Source organism: Paraburkholderia panacisoli, assembly GCF_008369935.1.
Taxonomy (GTDB): domain Bacteria; phylum Pseudomonadota; class Gammaproteobacteria; order Burkholderiales; family Burkholderiaceae; genus Paraburkholderia; species Paraburkholderia panacisoli.
This window is the reverse complement of the sequence record NZ_VTUZ01000004.1, coordinates 132201-151908: the sequence shown is the minus strand read 5'-3', so window position 1 is coordinate 151908 and position 19708 is coordinate 132201. Positions and strand designations below refer to the sequence as shown.

Annotated in this window: 18 protein-coding genes; 3 read left to right on the top strand and 15 right to left on the bottom strand. The window is 63.9% G+C overall.

The window, feature by feature from the left end; translation table 11 throughout:
• Window positions 1–59 precede the first annotated feature (59 nt).
• The 9 genes from FVF58_RS07585 to FVF58_RS07545 all read right to left on the bottom strand — a co-directional run bounded on the left by FVF58_RS07585 (window position 60) and on the right by FVF58_RS07545 (window position 13108).
• Window positions 60–2336 carry an ATP-dependent DNA helicase gene (locus FVF58_RS07585; RefSeq protein WP_149669284.1) on the bottom strand — a complete coding sequence of 759 codons (2277 nt, stop codon included), beginning with the start codon at window positions 2334–2336 and terminating at the stop codon, window positions 60–62.
• Window positions 2333–4108 (bottom strand): VRR-NUC domain-containing protein, encoded by a 1776-nt coding sequence (locus tag FVF58_RS07580; RefSeq protein WP_149669283.1) that lies wholly within the window; start codon window positions 4106–4108, stop codon window positions 2333–2335. Before FVF58_RS07580 ends, FVF58_RS07585 begins: the two co-directional genes overlap by 4 nt.
• Before the next feature lie 119 nt (window positions 4109–4227).
• A complete protein-coding gene (locus tag FVF58_RS07575; protein ID WP_149669282.1) occupies window positions 4228–4812 on the bottom strand; it encodes a LutC/YkgG family protein in 585 nt (194 codons plus the stop codon).
• Entirely contained in the window at window positions 4799–6190 is a 1392-nt protein-coding gene (locus FVF58_RS07570; RefSeq protein ID WP_149669281.1) for a lactate utilization protein B, read from the bottom strand. Before FVF58_RS07570 ends, FVF58_RS07575 begins: the two co-directional genes overlap by 14 nt.
• Window positions 6187–6930, bottom strand: a complete 744-nt coding sequence (locus FVF58_RS07565; protein WP_149669280.1) for a (Fe-S)-binding protein — start codon at window positions 6928–6930, stop codon at window positions 6187–6189. The genes FVF58_RS07570 and FVF58_RS07565 overlap by 4 nt, the downstream gene beginning before the upstream one ends.
• 335 nt (window positions 6931–7265) lie before the next feature.
• Window positions 7266–8012: a FadR/GntR family transcriptional regulator gene (locus tag FVF58_RS07560; RefSeq protein WP_149669279.1), complete on the bottom strand. Its 747-nt coding sequence runs from the start codon at window positions 8010–8012 to the stop codon at window positions 7266–7268.
• A gap of 227 nt (window positions 8013–8239) precedes the next feature.
• Complete coding sequence (locus FVF58_RS07555; protein ID WP_149669278.1) at window positions 8240–10036, bottom strand: S10 family peptidase; 1797 nt, start codon at window positions 10034–10036, stop codon at window positions 8240–8242.
• Between the two features lie 250 nt (window positions 10037–10286).
• Complete coding sequence (locus FVF58_RS07550) at window positions 10287–11465, bottom strand: pyridoxal phosphate-dependent aminotransferase (protein WP_149669277.1); 1179 nt, start codon at window positions 11463–11465, stop codon at window positions 10287–10289.
• A gap of 149 nt (window positions 11466–11614) precedes the next feature.
• On the bottom strand, window positions 11615–13108 hold the full coding sequence (locus FVF58_RS07545) for an RNA polymerase factor sigma-54 (RefSeq protein WP_149669276.1): 1494 nt from the start codon (window positions 13106–13108) through the stop codon (window positions 11615–11617).
• A 533-nt stretch (window positions 13109–13641) separates the two neighbouring features.
• Between FVF58_RS07545 and FVF58_RS07540 the strand changes: the two genes are divergently transcribed.
• Complete coding sequence (locus FVF58_RS07540) at window positions 13642–13980, top strand: BON domain-containing protein (protein ID WP_149669275.1); 339 nt, start codon at window positions 13642–13644, stop codon at window positions 13978–13980.
• A 191-nt stretch (window positions 13981–14171) separates the two neighbouring features.
• On the opposite strand, the gene FVF58_RS07535 is transcribed toward FVF58_RS07540, so the two are convergent.
• Window positions 14172–14621 carry a PA2169 family four-helix-bundle protein gene (locus FVF58_RS07535; protein WP_149669274.1) on the bottom strand — a complete coding sequence of 150 codons (450 nt, stop codon included), beginning with the start codon at window positions 14619–14621 and terminating at the stop codon, window positions 14172–14174.
• A gap of 384 nt (window positions 14622–15005) precedes the next feature.
• Between FVF58_RS07535 and FVF58_RS07530 the strand changes: the two genes are divergently transcribed.
• Entirely contained in the window at window positions 15006–15254 is a 249-nt protein-coding gene (locus tag FVF58_RS07530) for a hypothetical protein (RefSeq protein WP_149669273.1), read from the top strand.
• Window positions 15255–15386: 132 nt separating this feature from the next.
• On the opposite strand, the gene FVF58_RS07525 is transcribed toward FVF58_RS07530, so the two are convergent.
• From FVF58_RS07525 to FVF58_RS51255, 5 genes are all read right to left on the bottom strand, one after another.
• Window positions 15387–15968 carry a hypothetical protein gene (locus tag FVF58_RS07525; RefSeq protein ID WP_149669272.1) on the bottom strand — a complete coding sequence of 194 codons (582 nt, stop codon included), beginning with the start codon at window positions 15966–15968 and terminating at the stop codon, window positions 15387–15389.
• Between the two features lie 106 nt (window positions 15969–16074).
• On the bottom strand, window positions 16075–16419 hold the full coding sequence (locus FVF58_RS07520; RefSeq protein ID WP_149669271.1) for a DUF1488 family protein: 345 nt from the start codon (window positions 16417–16419) through the stop codon (window positions 16075–16077).
• Window positions 16416–16979 (bottom strand): DUF4142 domain-containing protein, encoded by a 564-nt coding sequence (locus tag FVF58_RS07515; RefSeq protein WP_149669270.1) that lies wholly within the window; start codon window positions 16977–16979, stop codon window positions 16416–16418. Before FVF58_RS07515 ends, FVF58_RS07520 begins: the two co-directional genes overlap by 4 nt.
• Window positions 16980–17072: 93 nt before the next feature.
• Window positions 17073–17624, bottom strand: coding sequence for a type 1 glutamine amidotransferase domain-containing protein (locus FVF58_RS07510; RefSeq protein WP_149669269.1), 552 nt, complete (start codon window positions 17622–17624; stop codon window positions 17073–17075).
• A 133-nt stretch (window positions 17625–17757) separates the two neighbouring features.
• Window positions 17758–18099, bottom strand: a complete 342-nt coding sequence (locus FVF58_RS51255; protein ID WP_188130739.1) for a chemotaxis protein — start codon at window positions 18097–18099, stop codon at window positions 17758–17760.
• Between the two features lie 168 nt (window positions 18100–18267).
• Here FVF58_RS51255 and FVF58_RS07500 point away from each other — a divergent pair, with 168 nt between their 5' ends.
• The gene (locus FVF58_RS07500) at window positions 18268–19569 is read left to right on the top strand and encodes a DNA topoisomerase IB (protein ID WP_425468932.1); all 1302 of its coding nucleotides are present in this window, start codon (window positions 18268–18270) and stop codon (window positions 19567–19569) included.
• Window positions 19570–19708: the final 139 nt, after the last annotated feature.

The window sequence follows — 19708 nt, the reverse complement described above, 5'->3', positions numbered from 1 at the left end:
GCGTCACGCAATTCCACAAGACCCAGCGCGCGAAGTACGGCGCGTGAATCGGTGCAATTTCAGCGCACCTGCCACCAACGCGGCAACAACCGCCGCACCTCGGGCCGCCGATACCGGTCGTCGATCAGATGCACGACGCCCTGGTCCTGCTCCGTGCGGATCACGCGCCCGGCGGCCTGCACCACTTTCTGCAAGCCCGGATACAAATACATGTAGTCGTAGCCGTTGCCGAACTTCGCGTCCATCGTGCGGCGCATCTGCTCGTTGACGTCGTTCATCTGCGGCAAGCCGAGCGTGGCGATGAATGCGCCGATCAGTTGCTGGCCGACCAGATCGACGCCTTCCGCAAACGCGCCGCCGAGCACCGCAAACCCGACGCCCTGATTCGTGGTCCGAAAGCGCGCGAGAAACGCGTCGCGCGCGGCTTCGTCCATGGCGGGCTCCTGGGCCCAGACCGGCAGATCCGGATGCCGCTCGCGCATCAACTCGACCACGCGCTGCAGGTACTCGAAACTGCTCAGGAAACCCAGGTAATTGCCGGGTTGCGCGGCATACTGTTTCGCGATCAGATCGACGATCGGCGCGAGCGAGCGCTCGCGGTCGCGCCAGCGCGTCGATACATTGCCGGCCACGCGCACCTGCAACTGCTCCGCTCGAAACGGCCCCTCTACGTCGAGCCATTGCGTCTGCCCGGGAAGCCCCAGCGTGTCGCGATAGAAATGGTGCGGGCTAAGCGTGCCGGAGAACATCACGGTAGTGCGGGCAGCGGCATAGCGCGGCGCGAGAAACGGCGCGGGAATGACGTTGCGCACGCATAGCGTCGCGTTGGTCTTGTCGCGCGGCGCGTAACGGTCGGCGGTAAGCGTCACGTCGAAAATCGAATGCGCGCCGAACTGCTCGGCCAGTGCGACGAAATGCATCGCGTCGAAGAAAAATCGCAGCGACGCTTCGTCGATCGACAGCGGCGCTTCGGCAAGCTGATCCGTAACCGCGCCGATCAGATTCTGCGCCGCCGACAGCAGTTTGCCGGGGACGTCCGCATAGACCTGATACGTGTCGGTCTGCGCGCGTTTGAGCGCGCTCCATTCGCGCTGCAGGCGTTCGAGCGGCTTGCGCAAACTGGCCGGCGCGGTCTTGCGCGCGAGCCTGAACGCCGCCTGATCGAGCGACGCGGTGTACATTCGCCGCGCGCGGTCGAGCAGATTGTGCGCCTCGTCGACCAGCACGCCGACGCGCCACTGATTGATCTGCGTGAGCGCGTAAAGCATCGCGCTGCTGTCGTAGTAGTAGTTGTAATCGCCGATCACGACGTCGGCCCAGCGTGCCAGCTCCTGAGCCAGATAGTACGCACAGACCTCGTGCGCGAGCGCGGCTGCGCGCACCGCCGCGCGATCCAGACGCGACCCTGCCAGCGCCGCGCTGCGGGCCGCATCGAGCCGGTCATAGAAACCACGCGCGAGCGGACACGACTCGCCGTTGCACGCTTTGTCGGGATGCTCGCAGGCCTTGTCGCGTGCGACCAGCTCCAGGGTTCTCAACGGCAACGGCGCACCGCGCGACGCGGCGCTCTGGCGCAGCGTTTCGATCGCGTCGAGCGCGAGCGCGCGGCCCGGCGTCTTCGCGGTCAGGAAGAACACCCGGTCGATCTGCTGCGCCCCACACGCCTTGAGCAACGGGAAAATCGTCGCGAGCGTCTTGCCGATACCGGTGGGCGCTTGCGCCATCAACGGCTTGCCGTCTCGCGCCGCGCGATACACCGACACGGCCAGTTCGCGCTGCCCGCTGCGAAACTGCCCATGCGGAAACTGCAATGCACCGAGCGCGGCGTTGCGCGCGGCGCAATGCGCCTCTTCCTGCACCGCCCAATCGAGAAATCGTTCGCACTGCTCGACGAAGAAAATCTCCAGTTCGCGCGCCGTATGCGTTTGCGTCAGCAGCGTTTCCTTCTGATTGCCGATCTCGAAGTACACCAGCGCAACCGTCAATTCGGCAAGCCCGCGCGCGCGGCACAGCAGATGACCGTACACCAGCGCCTGCGCCCAATGCAGCGTGCGGTGATTGGCAGGCATGCGCTCCAGATCGCCGCGATGCGTCTTGACCTCTTCGAGACGGTTGGCGGCAGGATCGTAGCCGTCGGCGCGCCCGCGCACGGTCAAACCGCGATGCGTGCCCGTCAGCGTGATTTCTATTTCGTAGCCGTTCGCGCGCCGCCCGGCGACCGTCAGGTGGCCGGCCATGCCTTCCAGCGAGGTCGGCGCGGGCGTGAAGCGCAGATCCAGATCGCCGCGTCTCGCGGTGAACTCGCACAGCGCGCGAACGGCCACCACGTAGGTCATGCCGCTGCCCCGGTGTCGAACTTTGCGATGCTCTGCGCCACGGCTTCAGGTTCGATGAGCGCTTCTTCAGCCCACCGCACGTCGAGCACCCGCACCGGCATCCCATGCTGCGCGCAGTACGCGAGCCAGCGAATCTGATTGTCCTGCAAGCGATCGCCGGGGCCCTTCACCTCGATCAACTCGTAGCGGCGTTCGGCCGGCCAGAAGCGAATCAGGTCCGGCAAGCCCGAACGGTTGCCGCGAATATCGCGCAGCAGGCGCTCGAACCACAGCTTCAGGTGCGCGGCGGGCAAACAGTCGAGCGCCAGCACGACGAGATCCGGCGTAAGCGGCCCCCAGAACACGAACGGCGATTGCAGCCCGGCCTTGCTGTGCAGATGCCGCAGAATCGTCTCGCGATAAACGCCGCTATCGAGTTGCGCCAGACACCCGGCGAACTGTTCCGCGCGGCGCGCGTGAAAATCCGGTGCGTGCAGATCGGCCGGCCCGCGCTGGAACGGATGAAAAAACGCGCCGGGCAGCGCCGCGAAAACCGGCTCCCAACACAGCAAACCGAACAGCGAGTTGATCAGCGCGTTTTCGACGTAGTGCACCGGTGCGGCATCGCAAGTCAGATGATCGCGCGCGATGTATTCGACCGCTTGCGGCGTCTCGGGCTTCGTCAACACCAGCGTGCTGCGCTCGACCGGCCGAGCGGCCGGCAAGCGTTGCGCCGGTTCGCCGCGCTTGCGCCGCAAACGCGGCAACATGCGCGCGATGCGCTGCGCCTCTTCTTCGCTTTCCGGCGCGAGGGCCGCCTGCGAGGCCAGCGCGAAGGCTTCGTCGAAGCGCTCGCTGCGTTCGAGCACTCGCATGCGCCGATGGCGCGCACCGGGCCACGCGCATCCTTCATAAACAGCGAGCGCGGCGCTCCAGTGCTGCCGGCGTTCGCAATCCTGGCCGATACGGAACAGCAATTTCGCGCGACGCGTTTCGAGCCACGGATTCGCGGTCTCGATCGCGGCGACGGTGGCGACGAGTTCTTCGTGCGTCGTCGCGGCGCCGTCGATGGAAAGCCACTCCAGTGCTTCGCGGCACGCATGCAGCGCGAGATAGACGTCAATGTCCGCGCGTTGCTGGAACGCGCGCGACGAAGGCGCGAACGCCACCTTTTCGTACTGGAACACGCCGAGATCGGCGAGCACGAACTCCGACCAGTCTTGCTGCAAGTTGCCGAAGAACATCAGACGCAAGCGTTCGCAAAGCGGCGCAATGACGACGTGAAGGACGCAATCCGTGGTCTGCGCATGCCATACGGAAAGCGGGCGTTGCGGGCGGTTTTCTTCCTCGCTGTCGCCTGCATAAAACGGCCGTAGCGTTTCCAGCAGATCCGGCTTGCGCAAGCTCTTTGCACCGGGAATCGACGCAATGGCTTGTGCGAATATCTCCAGCAACTGGGCGCGTGTGCTGAGCGCGAACAGATCGTCGAGTGTGAGCGCCGGTTCGGTATCGATCCAGCCGAGCGCCGCCATCGGCGCGGCCGCCTGCAACGGACAGCCGATCTCCTCATAAGACAGACGGCTCGCGCGAAACAACGTGCCTTTGCGCATCAGCATGCGCACGAGCAGCGCCCGCGCCGGCTGTGGCAAGCCGGCGAACGCGTCGATGAACGCATGCTCCTGGGCGTCCATCAGATCGTCGTAACGCGTGGCGAGCCACGCCAGCGCGCGCTCGAAATTCAGCAGATAGTAAGGGACGTCAGAGCGGAAATCTGACTGAGCATCGGTTGCCACGGGCTTGTACACAGACTGTATGTTTATACAGTGATGATAGCAAAGTCCGTGGCGGAGGCGGCCAGTAGCGGCTCACCAATGAAACCGCAGGGTGCATCCCGGCCCCTGCGGAAATTGCTTCAAGCGGCCACCCACACCACGGTCAACGAGCGCACGCCCTGCGCGCCGCGAATCAGCACGCCTTCAATATCGGCGGTCGCAGAAGGTCCGGTGACGAGCGCCGCGTAACGCGCGTCGCGGAAATCGTCACGCCGGTAGACGTCCTGCAAGCCATCGACCATTTGCGCGGGATCGAGCAACACGATCAGATGCTGGACGATATAGCCCAGCGCGTTGACCACATACTCGCGTTCGCTGAACCAGACCGAGCCGGTTTCGGCCACCCCAAAGCGTGCACGCACCACGCCGACGTCGACGTCCTGCAACGAAGCGGGTTGCGTGTCCGCCGTCAGCGCGCGCGTACCCGGCACTTCGGGGCTTGCCGATGCAATCGACACCGCGTCGCCGAACCGCTCCCGGATCAAAGCGCTCACCTCGCCGGCGGTCGCGGCCTCGACACAGGTACCGCCCATCGCCTGCAATGCCGTCGTGAATCGCGCACGAAGATCGCCGCCCGGCGTGTCGAACAGCGGCACGTCCGGACGCGGTCGCGCCGGCGGTTGCGCGGCGCGCACCTTCGCGAGAAAAGCCTCACGCGTTGCCATCACCACCTCCACGATTTTTCTTGTACCAGGCATGGAAGGTCAGCTTCGGCGCTTCCGGCAACTCACGCTGCTTGCCCCAGATGTTGAGCGGGTTATACAGCACGAAATTCGGCAGATGCCGTAATGCGCCGCCCATCGACGACACCGTCGCGCGATACAAGGTCGGGCTCGCCAGCAGACGCCCGGCCATCTTCAACACTTCCTGCTTCACGAACGGCACTTCATGACGCTCGGCGATCACCGTGCGCCATTTGTAGATCTGCTCGTGAATGTTGATCTTCACCGGACACACGTTCGTGCAGCTGCCGTTGAGCGTCGACGCGAACGGCAATGCACTGTAGCGCTTCAGATCGAAGGTCGGATTGATGATCGCGCCGATCGGCCCCGAATAGGTTCCGCCATACGAGAGTCCGCCGCTGCGCCGATACACCGGACAGGTGTTCATGCAGGCGCCGCAGCGGATGCACTTGAGCGAGTACCAGAAGTCCTCCATCGCAAGCCGCTCCGAGCGGCCATGATCGACGAGGATGAAATGCATCTCGGTGCCCGGACGCGGCGCGCGGAAATGCGACGTGTACTGCGTGATCGGCGAGCCCAGCGCGCTGCGCGACAGCATGCGGATGAACACGCCGAGATCCGACACCCTGGGGATCAGCTTCTCGATGCCGATCGACGCGATATGCAACGGCGGAACGTTTGCGGACAGATCCGCGTTGCCTTCGTTAGTACACACGACGACCGTGCCCGTCTCCGCCACCGCGAAGTTGCAGCCGGTCATGCCGGCGGTCTTTTCGCGCACGAAGTACGGGCGCGTATTCATCCGCTGGCTCTCCGCGAGATAGTGGATGTCGCTATTCTTCGGATCGGTGCCGATGGTGCGGCCGAACAGCTCGGCGACATCGGCGCGCAGCTTATGGACCGCGGGCACCACCATGTGGCTGGGGTCCTGATGGTCGAGCTGCTGGATGCGTTCGCCCAGATCGGTCTCCATCACCGTAATACCGCGCGGTTCGAGATACTCGCGCATCTTGCATTCGTCGGTGAGCATCGACTTGCTTTTGACGAGCGTGGTCATGCCGCGCTCGGACATGATCTTGTGCACCAGCGTGTTGTGTTCCTCGGCGGTGGCGGCCCAATGCACGACGACGCCATTGGCCTCGGCCGCCGCGGCAAACTGTTCGAGATAGTCGGCCAGGTTCGACAGCGTATGTTCCTTGATGCCCGATGCCAGTTCGCGCAGCGTCTCCCATTCGGCGATGCCATGCGCCTGCGCATCGCGCTTCTCACGCAAATCCCACAGCCGTTTGTCGTGAAACGCGACGTGCTCGGTCTTCTTGATGAAAGCGCCCGCGGCTTTCGCGTGGTCGATCCGGCTCATGCGCGTGCTCCGTTGAGGACCTGCGCGATATGAATGAAGCGCGCGTCGGCCTTCATGCGTTCCGCGCAGCCTTGCTGGTGCATCAGGCACGACATGTCGCCCGACACGATGTATTCGGCGCCCGCGTTCAGATGGTCGCGCACCTTGTCCTGCCCCATGCGCACCGACACCGGTTCTTCGGTAACCGAGAACGTGCCGCCGAACCCGCAGCATTCGTCGGGTCTGGCCGGCTTGACGAACTCGATGCCCTTCACACATTCAAGCAAGGCACGCGGTTTCGAGAACGGCGCGGCCGCGATTTCCGACACCGATGCTTCCTTCAGATGACGCAGCGAACTGCAACTGTTATGCAAGCCGACGCGATGCGGAAACTCGGCCCATGGAAATTCACGCGCGCCGATCACGTCGTGCAAAAACTCGACCAGTTCATACGCGTTCGCGCGGACTTTCTGCACTTCGCTGGTCTGTTCGATCGCGGTGAGATGCTCGCGTACATGATGGATGCAACTCGCGGACGGCCCGACGATGTAGTCGTAGCCTGCGAAGTTGCGCGCGAATACGCGCTCGGCGCCGGCTGCGTCGGCATGCGCGCCGCTGTTGGCCATCGGCTGGCCGCAGCAGGTTTGCTCCTGCGGATAATCGACCTCGATGCCGAAGCGTTCGAGCAATTCGAGCGTGGCGATCCCGACTTCGGGATAGAACGCGTCGATGAAGCACGGGATGAACAGGGCGACTTTCATAAGCTCTTTGAAAAGAAAACGGCGAGCGGGGATTGGCCTACTCTACTGCGGAACCGGGCTGGAAGGTCATGAGGGCCTAGGTACGCCCGCGGACCTGGTGCGAGTTCAGGACGGCTCGGCCAGTTTGGTCATGTTGGTCTGACCAAGAATATAAGGAAGTCGCCGGAGGGTGTCAATCGCGAAAGAAAGAGCGCGGCAGGTTGCCGGCTGGAGCGCGCGGCGGGCGGGCAAGAAGCGGGGAACGGCTAGAGGCTGGGGCTGGGGCTGGGGCTGAGACTGAGACACAGTCCCTGACAACGCGTGGGGCTAACGCACACGGTTATGCACTCATACCCTCACGCAACCCCATTTGCCGAAGGATTCGCCGCGTCGTCCTTATACATCTCGCGCACATACGTCAGATGACGCTCGGCCGCCTTGCGCGCCTTCTGCGCGTCGCGCGCCATCACGGCGTCGTAGATAGCCTGATGCTGGCTCATCAACTGCTTTTCCATCGCGGCATCGTAGTCGATCAACCGATGATATTGCCGCATACCCTCGCGAATCAGCGTATGGATGCCGTGCATCACATGAGCGAGCGCGACGTTGTGCGTGGAGTCGGCAATCGCAAGGTGAAACGCGGCGTCCAGTTCAGCCAGATTCACGCGATCCTGGGACAGCGAGCCGGCCTTCAACGCGTCAAACGCCGCGCTGATCTTCTTGAGGTCCGCCGCCGTCGCGCGTTGCGCGGCGTACACGGTCGAAATGGCTTCGAGCCCCTGGCGCAGTTCCAGAATATCGGCGCTGGTGCGCGGATTTTGCAGCAGCAACTCGGCGAGCGGCTTGGAGATGATCGGCGCGGTTACGTCGACCACCGTGAAGCCGCCGCGCCCCGACGTTTCGATGTAGCCGTCGGCTTCCAGCCTGATCAACGCTTCCCGCAGCGATGGCCGCGACACGCCGAGCTGCGTGGCCAGATCGCGTTCGGCAGGCAGCCGGTCGCCCGGCATCAGCGTGCCCTCCGAGATCAGTTGCTTGATCTGGTCGGACACGACGTCGGAGAGCCGTTTGCGCGTGAAGGACTGGATCGGGCGGAATTCCATGGGAGCAATTGGTGAAACCGGGTTGACGAAGCAGACTGGCAGGCAGTGGCCGATGGCCCGCGCGACTTTGAACGACTGTCGCACGGTGCGAGGATTATACCGTTCGACGGCACGCGCCGAGCTTGCATGCTACGGACGATACTCGCGGCAAAGGGTAGACGGCCCCGCTATTTAAACGAGGTCCGAAGGCCGCTCGAATGCCAGCGCGTCATATCGGCTCGCGAATCTCAACGCGCGCCCGCCTCATAGAAGCTCACCAGATCGCCCTTGAGTGCATGCAATGCGCGATCGTCGAGGTAGATCATGTGGCCGGTCGGATAGTACGCGAGCCGCACATTGGCGCGCAGCGGCCCGTCGAGCCCCAGATGCGCCAGCGCATACTCGGTCGCGTAAAACGGCGTGGCGAGATCGAAATAGCCGTTCACCGACATCACACGCAACTGCTGATTTTGCCGCATCGCCTCAGCAAGGTCGCCAGCCGCATACGGCGCGGTCAAATGTTCACCCCACCATTCGCGATGTTTCCAATCCCAGTGCGTCAACGCGTCGTCGTTAAAGACCATGTAGCGCTCGGCGGGCGTGAAGTGCAGGTCCTCGGCGAAGTGCCGATGCAGCGCCGCATCGAAAGCGCTCGACACGCCGCTCACGGACGCGTCGAAATCCGGATGCTCCGACGCATCGTCGAAGTCGATGCCTTCGAAGCGCCCATCGTAACGGCCGACGCTGCGCGACTGATCGCGCAGCAACTCACTGCGAAAGCGCGAAGGATAAAGGCGCAGGCGGTTGCGCTTCACGTATCCGACATCGAGTCCGGTGAACTGCGCAATGCGCGCGGCGATCGCATCGCGCTGCTCGTCGGGCAGCGCATCACCCTGGGCGAGCGCTTGCGCGTAGGGTCCGCGTGCAAACGCGCGGGCTTCGTCGAGAAAAGCCGGCAAGCTGGCGGGTTTCGGCACGATCTTGTCGTGATACCAGGCGATCGCCGCGAAGCTCGGCAGATAGCTTTCGCTTTTGAAATCCGAGCCTGGCGCAAAGGCCTGGGAATCGAGCACGGACGACATCAGGATCACACCGTTGAGCGCGATATTGTTCTGCCCCAATCGATACGCGAGCATCGCGGCACGCGCGGTCCCATACGATTCGCCGAGCAGATACTTGGGCGAATTCCAGCGCTGGTTCAGCGTCAGATAGCGGTCGATGAACTGCGAGAACGCGCCGAGGTCCTGATCGACGCCCCAGAAGTCTTTGCCCGCGCCATGCCCGACAATCTTCGACAAGCCCGCGCCCACCGCATCGATAAACACCAGGTCGGTGACGCCGAGCAGGCTGTCGGGGTTGTCGTCGAGCGCGTACGGCGCGGGCGGCGTGCTGGCCGGACTCGCGGTACGTACCCGCTTCGGTCCGAACGAGCCAATCATCAGAAACACGCTGCCGGCGCCCGGTCCGCCGTTGAAGAGGAAGGTGACGGGACGCGTCGAGGGTCCTTTGGTGGCGACCGTATAGGCCAAGTAGAACACGCTTGCATTGGCCTCGCCGGTCTTGTCGCGCAACAGCAGGTTGCCGGCGGTCGCCGTGTAGTCGATCTTGCGGCCATCGAGGCGGATCGAATGCTGGGTGACGCTTGAGGTTTCCGGTGGCACCGGGATCACAGCCGTGGATTTGCCATTGCGCTGCGCGATGTCCGACGTATCGTTGCGAGCGGCTGAGGATGTGCGCGGCTGGCTGCCCGTGCGCGACGGCATGACGTGTGGATCGTGCTGTTGCTGGTTCGCGTCAACGTTCGCGTCGCGTCGACTGTGCGTGCCGGTCTGGCTGCGCACGGGCGCGCCGGTCTCCGGCGCCGCGCTCTGCGTTGCGACAGCCGCATCGGCATCGGCATCGGATGTATCGTCGAGCTCGGCGGCCGCGCACCACTGACTGAACGCGGCCAGCGCGGCGAAAGCGAGGGCCACTGCTATGAGACCGGCCGCCAGCGATCCCGCCATCAGCAATTGGCGTAACGAAAAGTAGAGACGATGGCCCATGGCGTTCCCGCGTGCGAGTCGAGATGCGCCGGTGTCCTGGTTATGGGTGTCTATGGGTATCGCAGACGGACCCGGCGCTCGATTCTTGACGCAAGCTTTAGTGCCGTCAACAGAAAACTCACCCGGTGGCTCATTCTTCCCACCGCGCATCGCTTGCCAAAACGAAACGAAAACAAACCGAAATGCCGAAGAAAGCCTGGGGCGTCAGCGGGCCGGTCGCCTCGCCCATACGCTCAGGCACAACACCGTCTCAACGCTCCCGCAACCCGCCCACGAACGCCGCGATCCGCTCGCATGCATCGATCAGCCGGGCCTCTTCCACGACGAAGCCGAGCCGCACGAAGCCATTCGCGGTCTCGCCGAACGCGCTCGCGTCGAGCACCGACACCCCTTGCGCACGAAACAGCTGCCACGTGAAATCTACCGTCGCGAGACCCGTGCCGCTGACGTCGACCATCATGAACATGCCTGCCTCGGGCAACAGGCAGCGCAACCCTGGCACGCGATGCAGGCGCTCGAACACCACATCACGCCGACGCCGGTAAATCTCGCGCATTTCGGCGGCAATGGCGGCCTTGTTTTGCACGGCCGTCAACGCGGCTTGCTGGATGAAGCCGGGCAAGCCGTACAGCATCGCAAGCGCGAGCCGCCCCATGTGCTCGATCAGCTGCATAGGCCCGACCGCCCAGCCGACGCGCCAGCCCGCCATCGCGTGTGACTTCGATAGACTGCCGAGGGTCACGGTGCGCTCCGCCATGCCGGGCAGTGACGCGATGCTCACATGTTCGCGCTCGAAGGTCAGCTCGGCATAGACCTCGTCGGACAGCACCCATAGATCATGCTGGCAGGCAAGCCGTGCGATGCGCTCGAGATCGGCGCGCGGCATCACCACGCCGGTCGGATTGCACGGTGTCGCGAAGAAAATGGCCTTGGTGCGCGGCGTAACCGCTGCTTCGAGTGCGTCGCAATCGACGTGAAATGCCCGCGCCGGATCAACCGGCACCGCCACCAGCGTGGCGCCCGCCGCACGCACGCAGGCCTCGTAGGTCAGGTACATCGGCTCGGGGACGATCACTTCGTCGCCCGCTTCGAGCAGGCACAGCGACACGGCGAACACGCCGTTCTGCGCACCCGCGGTCAGGATGACGTTGGCCGCGCTCGCCGCGCAGCCGGTCGTGCGCGTGTGTTCTTCCGCGATCGCCGCGCGCAACGGCTCGCGGCCGGACACCGCGCTGTAATGCGTATCGCCGCCGCGCAACGCGGAGATCGCGCGCTCGACGATCGGCGCGGGCGTCGCGAAGTCGGGGTCGCCCACGCTCAGTACGATCACGTCTTCGCCGGCCGCCTCCGCCAGTTGCGCGACACGATGGATTTCCCATGCGGACGTGCGTCTGCCTTGCAGGCGCTCGACCAGATTCGAATACTTCATTGCGCTCACCCGTTTCGATTCGACCCGCCAATGTAATGGCGCGCGCACGAAACGTCCAGATACGCAAAAGGGCCACGCGAGCGGACAGCCTCGCGTGGCCCATGAAATGTTGCGCTTGAGCGCAGCCCCGTGGACTGGGCGCCGCGCATTCAGATCTGGCGGCGCAACTCCGCCGGCGGCACCTTCATCAGATGCCGGTACTTCGCGACCGTGCGGCGCGCGACCAGCACGCCCTGATCCGCGAGCATCTTCGCGAGCGTCACATCGGACAGCGGATCGCGGGTATTTTCCGCGGCGATCATTTCCTTGAGCAGCGCGCGCACCGCGGCCGCCGAACACGTACCGCCGCTTTCCGTGCCCAGCTCGCGCGGGAAGAAATGCTTGAACTCGAAAATGCCGCGCGGCGTGGCCATATATTTGTTGCCGGTGGCACGCGAAATAGTGGACTCGTGCAGCCCGAGTTCTTCGGCCACGTCGCGCAGCACCATCGGCTTGAGCGCGATTTCGCCGTACTGGAAGAAGGCCCTCTGATGCGCGACGATGCATTCCGCGACGCGTTGAATCGTATCGAAACGTTGCTGCGCGTTGCGGATCAGCCAGCGCGCTTCCTGCAACTGCTGCGCGAGCGGCGAGCGGCTCGCGCCGGCCGACTGCGCGAACAGTTCCGCGTACATGCGATGAATCCGCGCGCGCGGCTGCACCGCCGGATTGATCGACACGACCCACTTGTTGCGCACCTGGCGCACGATCACGTCCGGCACCACGTAGTTGTCCTCGGTGCGGCCATAGCAGTTGCCCGGCTTCGGATCGAGCTTGCGCACCAGGGCGCACGCCACGCGCAACTCTTCGGCGCTGCAGCCGATCTGCTTTTGCAGCTCGGCCTGCTCGCGGCGCGCGAGGCGTTCCAGGTGATGCTCGACGATCTGGCGCGCAACCTCTCGCCCCGGCGTATCAGCAGGCAACGCATTCACCTGCAGCGACAGACACTCCGATAGCGAACGCGCGCCCAGCCCGGGCCGGTCGAGCGATTGCACGAGGCGCAGCGCCACCAGCAATTCTTCTTCGGTCAATTCGGGTTCGAGATCAACGCTATCGGCGAGATCGGCGAGCGACTGGCGCAGATAGCCGTCGTCGTCGAGCGCCTCGATGATGAAGCGGGCCACCGCGCGATCACGGTCGTCGAGCCGGTACAGGCGCAGCGAGTCATGCAGTTGCTCGTGCAAGGTCGGTTGCGAGCGGGCCCATTCGGCCGGATCGCTGCCCTCCGAATCGCCGTTTTGTCGCGCCGAGCCGCGGCTGCTGTAGTCGCCTGAAAACTCGCCGCCCATGTCCGCGCCCATATCGTCCTGGCCCGCGCTTTCCATCGTATCGCCGCCGACGCTGTCGGCTGGCAGCGCTTCGGGTTCGGCGGCGGCTGCCGAATCGACCGCCGGCAGCGCGGCGGCTTCGTCGCCCGACGTGGCGGTGGCGAGCGCTACATCTTCCGTTTCCGACGAGTCGTATTCGAGAAACGGATTGGTGTCGAGCGCAGTGCGCAACTCCTGCTGAAATTCCAGAGACGACAGCTGCAACAGACGCACCGATTGCTGCAAACGCGGCGTGAGTGCGAGAGACTGCCTTGTGCGTAGTTCAATTGAAGGCATTGTAGTGAGGTCCCGTTGAGTAGCTGATGTGAATGCTGAGAAATGGCCTGTGAGCCGTGTAGAGCAACTGTCGTACCAGCTTTTCCAACACCCTGTTTTTAAAAGCTTTACGCTTTCCGCCCGGTCTCGGGCCCGTTGATTGCACAGTTATCGGACGCCTTTTTTACAAGCCCTCGGCAAATTCCGGTCCTCACCCGGACGTCTCGTCGAACCCCCCGTCACTCAGTACCGCCCCCCGATTCGTCAGCCTAAATGCACGTGCAGTAACGGCATTCTCGCGACAGGTCCTGCTTGCGCCACGCACCAGGCACGCCCCTTGCGGACCCAAACTGTGTGGACGGATGTCGGGCTTTGCGCGTCAAACGCGCGAACGCAACGTATGCAGCGCATGCACTGCCCCCGCGTCCGGTGTCGATAACGGGCCCTGACGGAACCGTAGCGGCAACGACCCCACGCGAGTCATCGGCGGTTCCGGCCGCGATCGACCGCAGGCAACAAGACCGCAATTTTCATCAACACCCGAAGGAGAAACCATGAAGACGATCCAAATTCTGAAGACCGCCGGCAGCATCGCTTGTGTCGCATTCGCGTTGAACGCTGCGGCTCAGACCAGCGCTTCGGCACCGCCGGCCGCATCCGAATCCATCGGCCAGCACGTCGACGACAGCGCGATCACCACCAAGGTAAAGGCCGATCTGCTCGCCGCGAAGAACGTCAAGTCGACCCATATTCACGTGAAGACCCGCAAGAGCGTGGTGTGGCTGACGGGTTCGGTGCCGTCCGCCGACGACAAGGCCGCCGCCGAAGAAGTTGTCCAAGGCGTGAAGGGAGTGTCGAGCGTGAAGAACCATCTGAAGGTCGCCGCCGAATAAGATCAGGCGACCGGTGTGAGGATGCCGGCGAACGCCGGCTCTTTGCGAAAGGTTCGGAAAACTGAGAAGGCCGTCCGCGATGCGGACGGCCTTCTTATTTGCTCTTTATGCGGCTGCTGTTTTGCGCAGTTCCGCTACTCGCTGCGCGGCGACCAGCGCGCTCTTCAGGACACGGGCCGCCTTGACGGCGATTAACGCCGCGCCGCATATTGGTCGCGCAGATCGCGCACGCGATCATGGTTTTGCAGCACGCCTTGATATTGCCGCTCGACGAGCGCGCGCACGTCCACCGGCAAGTCCTTTTCGAGCGCGTCGTGATAGCGTTTCTTCGCGACATCCTCACCCTTTTCGCATTCCGCGAGGATGTCGTAGTCGCTGCGATCGGTGACTGCCGACTTCACATCGACCCAGCCACGATGCAGCGCGCCGCTCATACTGCCGCCCGTTTCAGGCTTGCCGCCCAAGGTCTGAACCGCGTCCTGCAACTCGCGCGCGCCGCGCGTGCAGTCGTCGGCACGCGACAGGAAGATCGTTTTCAGTTGCGCATCGTGCGCATCTTCGGCTGCCTTGCGAAAGCCCTTTTCGCCATCCTTCGACGTTTCGACCAGATCGTTCAGTACGGAAACAACGTTCGTAGCCATTCAATACCTCCAGGGTTTCGTTGATCGTGGAATCCGCCGCCGCCCTTTGCCCTGTAAATGCGTTTGCGATGCACGGGTCGTCCCGCAGCGGGGTTCGTTGGTCTATTCGCACGGGCCGTGCCCGGCGTCACGCGCGGTCATAGCGGCTCACAACCGGTCAGCGGGCGCGGGCAATCTTGCCAACGCGCGTAAATGTTGCGCGCCGCGTCGCGCTCACACGCCCCTGAAAGCCCGGCCCAGCGGGGTTAGCGACAGTGGCACGACGGTTGCTACCTACCGCTGCGCCCGCAGCGCACCACGCCTGCAGTGCACGTATCGACACACTGCAAATCGTGCGAATAGTTGAAAACAGGCGGGCAGGCAATAACGACAGGGAGAAACACCATGAAGAAGATCAGAAGCGCGGAATTTCTCGTGGGCGTCGCAATCGTAGCGTCGGCTGCGGCGCTGCAGATGAGCGAGAACGAGCAAGTGCAGGACGCGCCGCCAGCGAATGCGCAAGCGCCGATGTCGTCGTGCGGACCTTTGCATGACGGCTTGGTGCCAGCCGGCTGCGAACAGCCGACGCGCGACGAACGTCAAACCGAACACACGGAGCAACTGCCTTACGGCGGGCGGCAAATATGGGTGTGAAGGTTGTCGGCAGCTGAATCACGCTTCGCGTCATGCGCAACGCAGAAATTCCAAAGACCTCAAATGCAAAACGGCCCGACAACGTCGGGCCGTTTTGCCTTCAACCGCTTCGAAAGCCGAATCAGACCGCCATCACGCAAGCTTCTCACTGAATTCCTTGAGCGGCTCCGGTGTCCTCGTCGGATCGAAATCGGCCCAACGCCCTTGCTGCCAGCGACCGGAGGCCTTCTCGATCGCGGCGCCTCCCGCTTCGCGCAACACGCGCGCGGCATCGAGCTGATTGTCAGGCGATACGTGCACGGCGACCAGTACGCCGGAAGCGCGAGCTTCTTCGTGAAACGGCAGATGATGGCCGGTCTTACCGGTCTCTCGCGTGCGCGACATCGCACCGACCAACGATCCGAGGTACGCGCCGACGCCCGCCGCGATCAGCGACACGAGCAGCGGCGCGGCGAACGCCGCGAAGATCGCGACGCCGACCACCGCGCCCACTACGGCGCCGACGGTCACGCCCAGGCGCGCGCCTTTGGGCGCATTTCTCGCGCCGGCGTCGGTGCCGGTGTCGCCGCCGATCGGATAACGCGCATGCTGGCCACGCGGATTGACGAAGAAGAGCGTCACGTCTTCCTCGACGAACCCTGCGTTGAAAAGCTTTTGCGCCGCACTTTCAGCGGCGGGAAAAGTGGTGAATCTTGCTGCGACGATGAGTGACATAAGGCCTCCTTGCACCGTTGAGATGGCGTTTGCGGACCGTGCCGTCGCGATATGCCGCGCTCTGCCGCGCCGCAATCGCGCGCTCGCGCGACGACACACGCCGGCACTACGCCGTGGCGCCGCGATCGGATTCCATGCCTTCCACTCTGAACAGTCCACTATGTAACACCACGCCTTCTCCGTGGTTCTGGTCGAGCGCTTCGGCACAAACCGAGCGGATGCGCTGCCGGCCTTTGTCGAACGCCTCCATCAACGCCGCTTCGAGCGCGGAGTCGGCGCCGAAGTGATCTTCCAGCGCCTCGGCGGTAATGGCGCACACCACCGCCTCGCCGTCGACCCGCGCCATGAAGCGAACCACCAGGTTAGCGCCGTCGAAGGCCGGCTTGTCGTCCGGAAAATTGATCTGCATAAGGGAGTCCTCATAGGCCGGCCGCGGCAGGATCGCGTTCATGACGAGCCCTTCATGTCGCCGGCGAGTTGCTGCGCCATCGCGAGGTGATGTTTGATGGTCGGCAGCGCGTGCGCGGCCGCGGCCTTCAATTGCGAGTCGGTGCCGCTCTGGCTTTCCTGCTCGAACAGATCGACCGCGCGCTGATGGGCTTCCACCCCGATCTGCTCCACGTAAGCCTGATCGAATTCCTTGCCCTTCAGGCTTTGCAGCTTGCCGACCAACGCTGAATCCGCGCCCGGCGACGGCGTGAAGCCCTTCTTCGCGACGAGCGTCGCCATCCCATGCGATAGCTTCGTATGGTCGGCGATCATCTGCTGCGCGAATTTACGCACGTGCGGATCGTTGGAATTTTTCAGCGCGATCTTGCTGGCCGCGATTTCGGTGGCGTCCGCCTTCGACGCGTCCAGCACGAACTGCTGATCGGCCGGCGAAAGCCTGGTGCTGCTGACCGGCGCGTCGCTCGCGGGCGCATCGCTGGCCTGCGCGTACGCCGCGCCGAGGCATGCCGCGTTCAAACCCAATGCGACAGTCATTACTTGTAGGGAATACCGGAATTTCATGCATTTTCTCCCTGTTCGACGCCACGGCGAAGGCGGGCTGATTCGACGCGCGCAGCCCGGTCTTCGTACTGCGCGCTTGTCTATCGGCTCCGCTCAAGCGGCCTTGCGCCTGGACAACTGCGCGATCAGCGTCTTGTTAAAAGCGGGAAGATCGTCGGGCTTGCGGCTTGAAATCAGATTGCCGTCTTCGACCACTTCCTGATCCACCCATGTGCCGCCCGCGTTGCGAATATCGTCTTGCAGACTCGGCCAGCTCGTGACCGTGCGTCCCTTGATGATGCCCGCCGACACCGGCAGCCACGCACCGTGACAAATCACCGCGATCGGCTTCTTCGCGCTGTCGGCGGCCTTGATGAACGCTTGTGCGTGCGGCAGCAGACGAATCGCGTCACTGTTCACTACGCCGCCCGGCAACACCACCGCGTCGTAGTCGTCCGCGCGCGCCTTGTCGAAGGTCGAATCGACATCGACGGTGTCGCCTTTGTCGACGTGCCTGAAACCCTGGATCTTGCCGGGCTTCGCTGAGATGACGTGGACCGTGGCACCCGCTTGCGCGAGCGCGCGCTTCGGTTCGACCAATTCGGCCTGCTCGAAACCATCGACCGCGAGTACTGCCACCTTGCAACCATTCAGCGTGCTAGCCATGCATACTCTCCTTCCTGTGAGGCGGGGACCGGGCGCATTGCGCGAAGCCGCCGCCTGTTCCGCTTGTTCATCGGTGTTCAGCAAAAGACGTGCCCATCTGCTGTCTTGCGCCGAACGCTTTCTCAAGCGCGCCTCAAAGACCGGTCGGGTCCACGTCGAGACCGTCGTCGTCATCCGGCGCGAGCGGATCGATCACCCGGTCGGGTTCGAGATCCTGATCCGCTGTCAGCGTCGAATCGCCGTCGGCGGCCGCGCGCTCGCCGGTGCCGGCGCGATCCGTGTCGCTGCCGAGTTCGCCGTCGCCGGTTTCGAGCGCGTGATTGTCCAGTTCCGAGTCGACATCGAAAACATGTCGTTTCGCACCCGCGACGTCGCTGCCGCTATCGGACGAATCGCTCGGGCCGAGCGCGCCGATGGTGCCGGAGGTTTGCTTCACCCCCTGTTGCGGCTCTTCATCGTTCAGCGTGCTGCTCATGGCGCTCTCATTGATTCGTGGGTCACCACTGCAGTGCGCAAGGACCGTTCCGCCGCATCACGCCGCGTTCACGCCGCGTGATGAAACGGCGCGCGGCTGGACGCGTTGGGCATTGCCTTTGCTAGCAGCCAATCACCGGCGCCGCGCGCGCCTCATGGCTGAAACTGCTTGAAACTTCTACCTGCAACGATGGCCGCCACGACCTCTTCGATGCCACGCCGTCCCGAAGCGATGGACGACGACGCGAAACAATCCGCCCCGCTCGCGATGCCGCCGGGTCTGCGGCATGCCGACGACACGCGGCCCGGCTACTCGCGCGTGCGCGAAAAAGACGGCTTCGCGTACTTCGACGCCGCGGGCAAGCGCATCGTCGACGAAGACGACATCAGGCGCATCAACGCGCTCGCCATTCCTCCCGCTTACGAGGATGTATGGATCTGCGCCGATCCGCGCGGCCATTTGCAGGCGACGGGCCGCGACGCGCGCGGCCGCAAGCAGTACCGCTATCACCCGCGCTGGCGCGAAACGCGCGATGCCGATAAATACGAGCGCATGGCCGAGTTCGGCCGCGCACTGCCGAAGATTCGCGCGCGTGTCGCCCGCGATCTCAAGCTGCCGGGCATGCCGTGCGACAAAGTGATCGCGACGATCGTGCAATTGCTGGACACCACGCTGATCCGCATCGGCAGCGTCGAATACGCGCGCGATAACCAGTCATACGGATTGACGACGCTGCGCAAGAAGCATGTGAAGATCGAAGCGGGCCAGTTGCGCTTCAAGTTTCGCGGCAAGAGCGGCATCGAGCACGACGTGACGGTCGACAACCCGCGCATCAAACGCATCGTGCGCCGCTGCGCCGACTTGCCGGGTCACGACCTGTTCCAGTATCTCGACGAGGACGGCACGCGCCACACCGTCGGCTCGGCCGACATCAACGACTATCTGCGCCGTGCGAGCGGCGCGGATTTCACTGCGAAGGACTATCGGACGTGGGCCGGCAGCGTCTACGCGCTGGCCGCGCTGCGGCGGCTGATGTGCAGCAGCGCGACGGAAGCGCGCCGACATATCGTCGCGACCATCAAGGACGTGGCGGCCTTGCTGCGCAATACGCCGGCCGTCTGCCGCCGTTGCTACATCCATCCCGCAGTGATCAGCGCGTTCGAAGCGGACGAGTTGCAAAGCCTGCAGCCTGGCCGCTCGCGACGCGGGTTGAAAATGGACGAAGCCGCGCTTGCCGCGCTGCTCGCGCATGCGCAGCAGCGCGCGGAGAAACTCGCGCGTCAGGCCGGTGCGAAGGGCCGCAACGTGCGCGACGCGGCGGTGACCGACAGTATCGAAGGGTCGCTGACGACGTTGCTGAAGAAATCGCGCGTGGCGCGCAAAAAGGGCTGCGGCGAAGGCAAAACGGAAAGCCGCGCCGTCAACCGCGCGACCGCTTGCGCAGACAAGCGCGGCGATTGCTCAGCGTGAGGCAAAAGGGTCGGCTCATTGAGCAAGCGACGATACAGCGCATGACGGAGTCACCTTCTCAAGTCCACCGGTGCGTCGGCACCCGCTCCCTCGCTCCGGGATAAGGGTGCCGGGGGCGTCAAACTTCCTCGTCAAACGA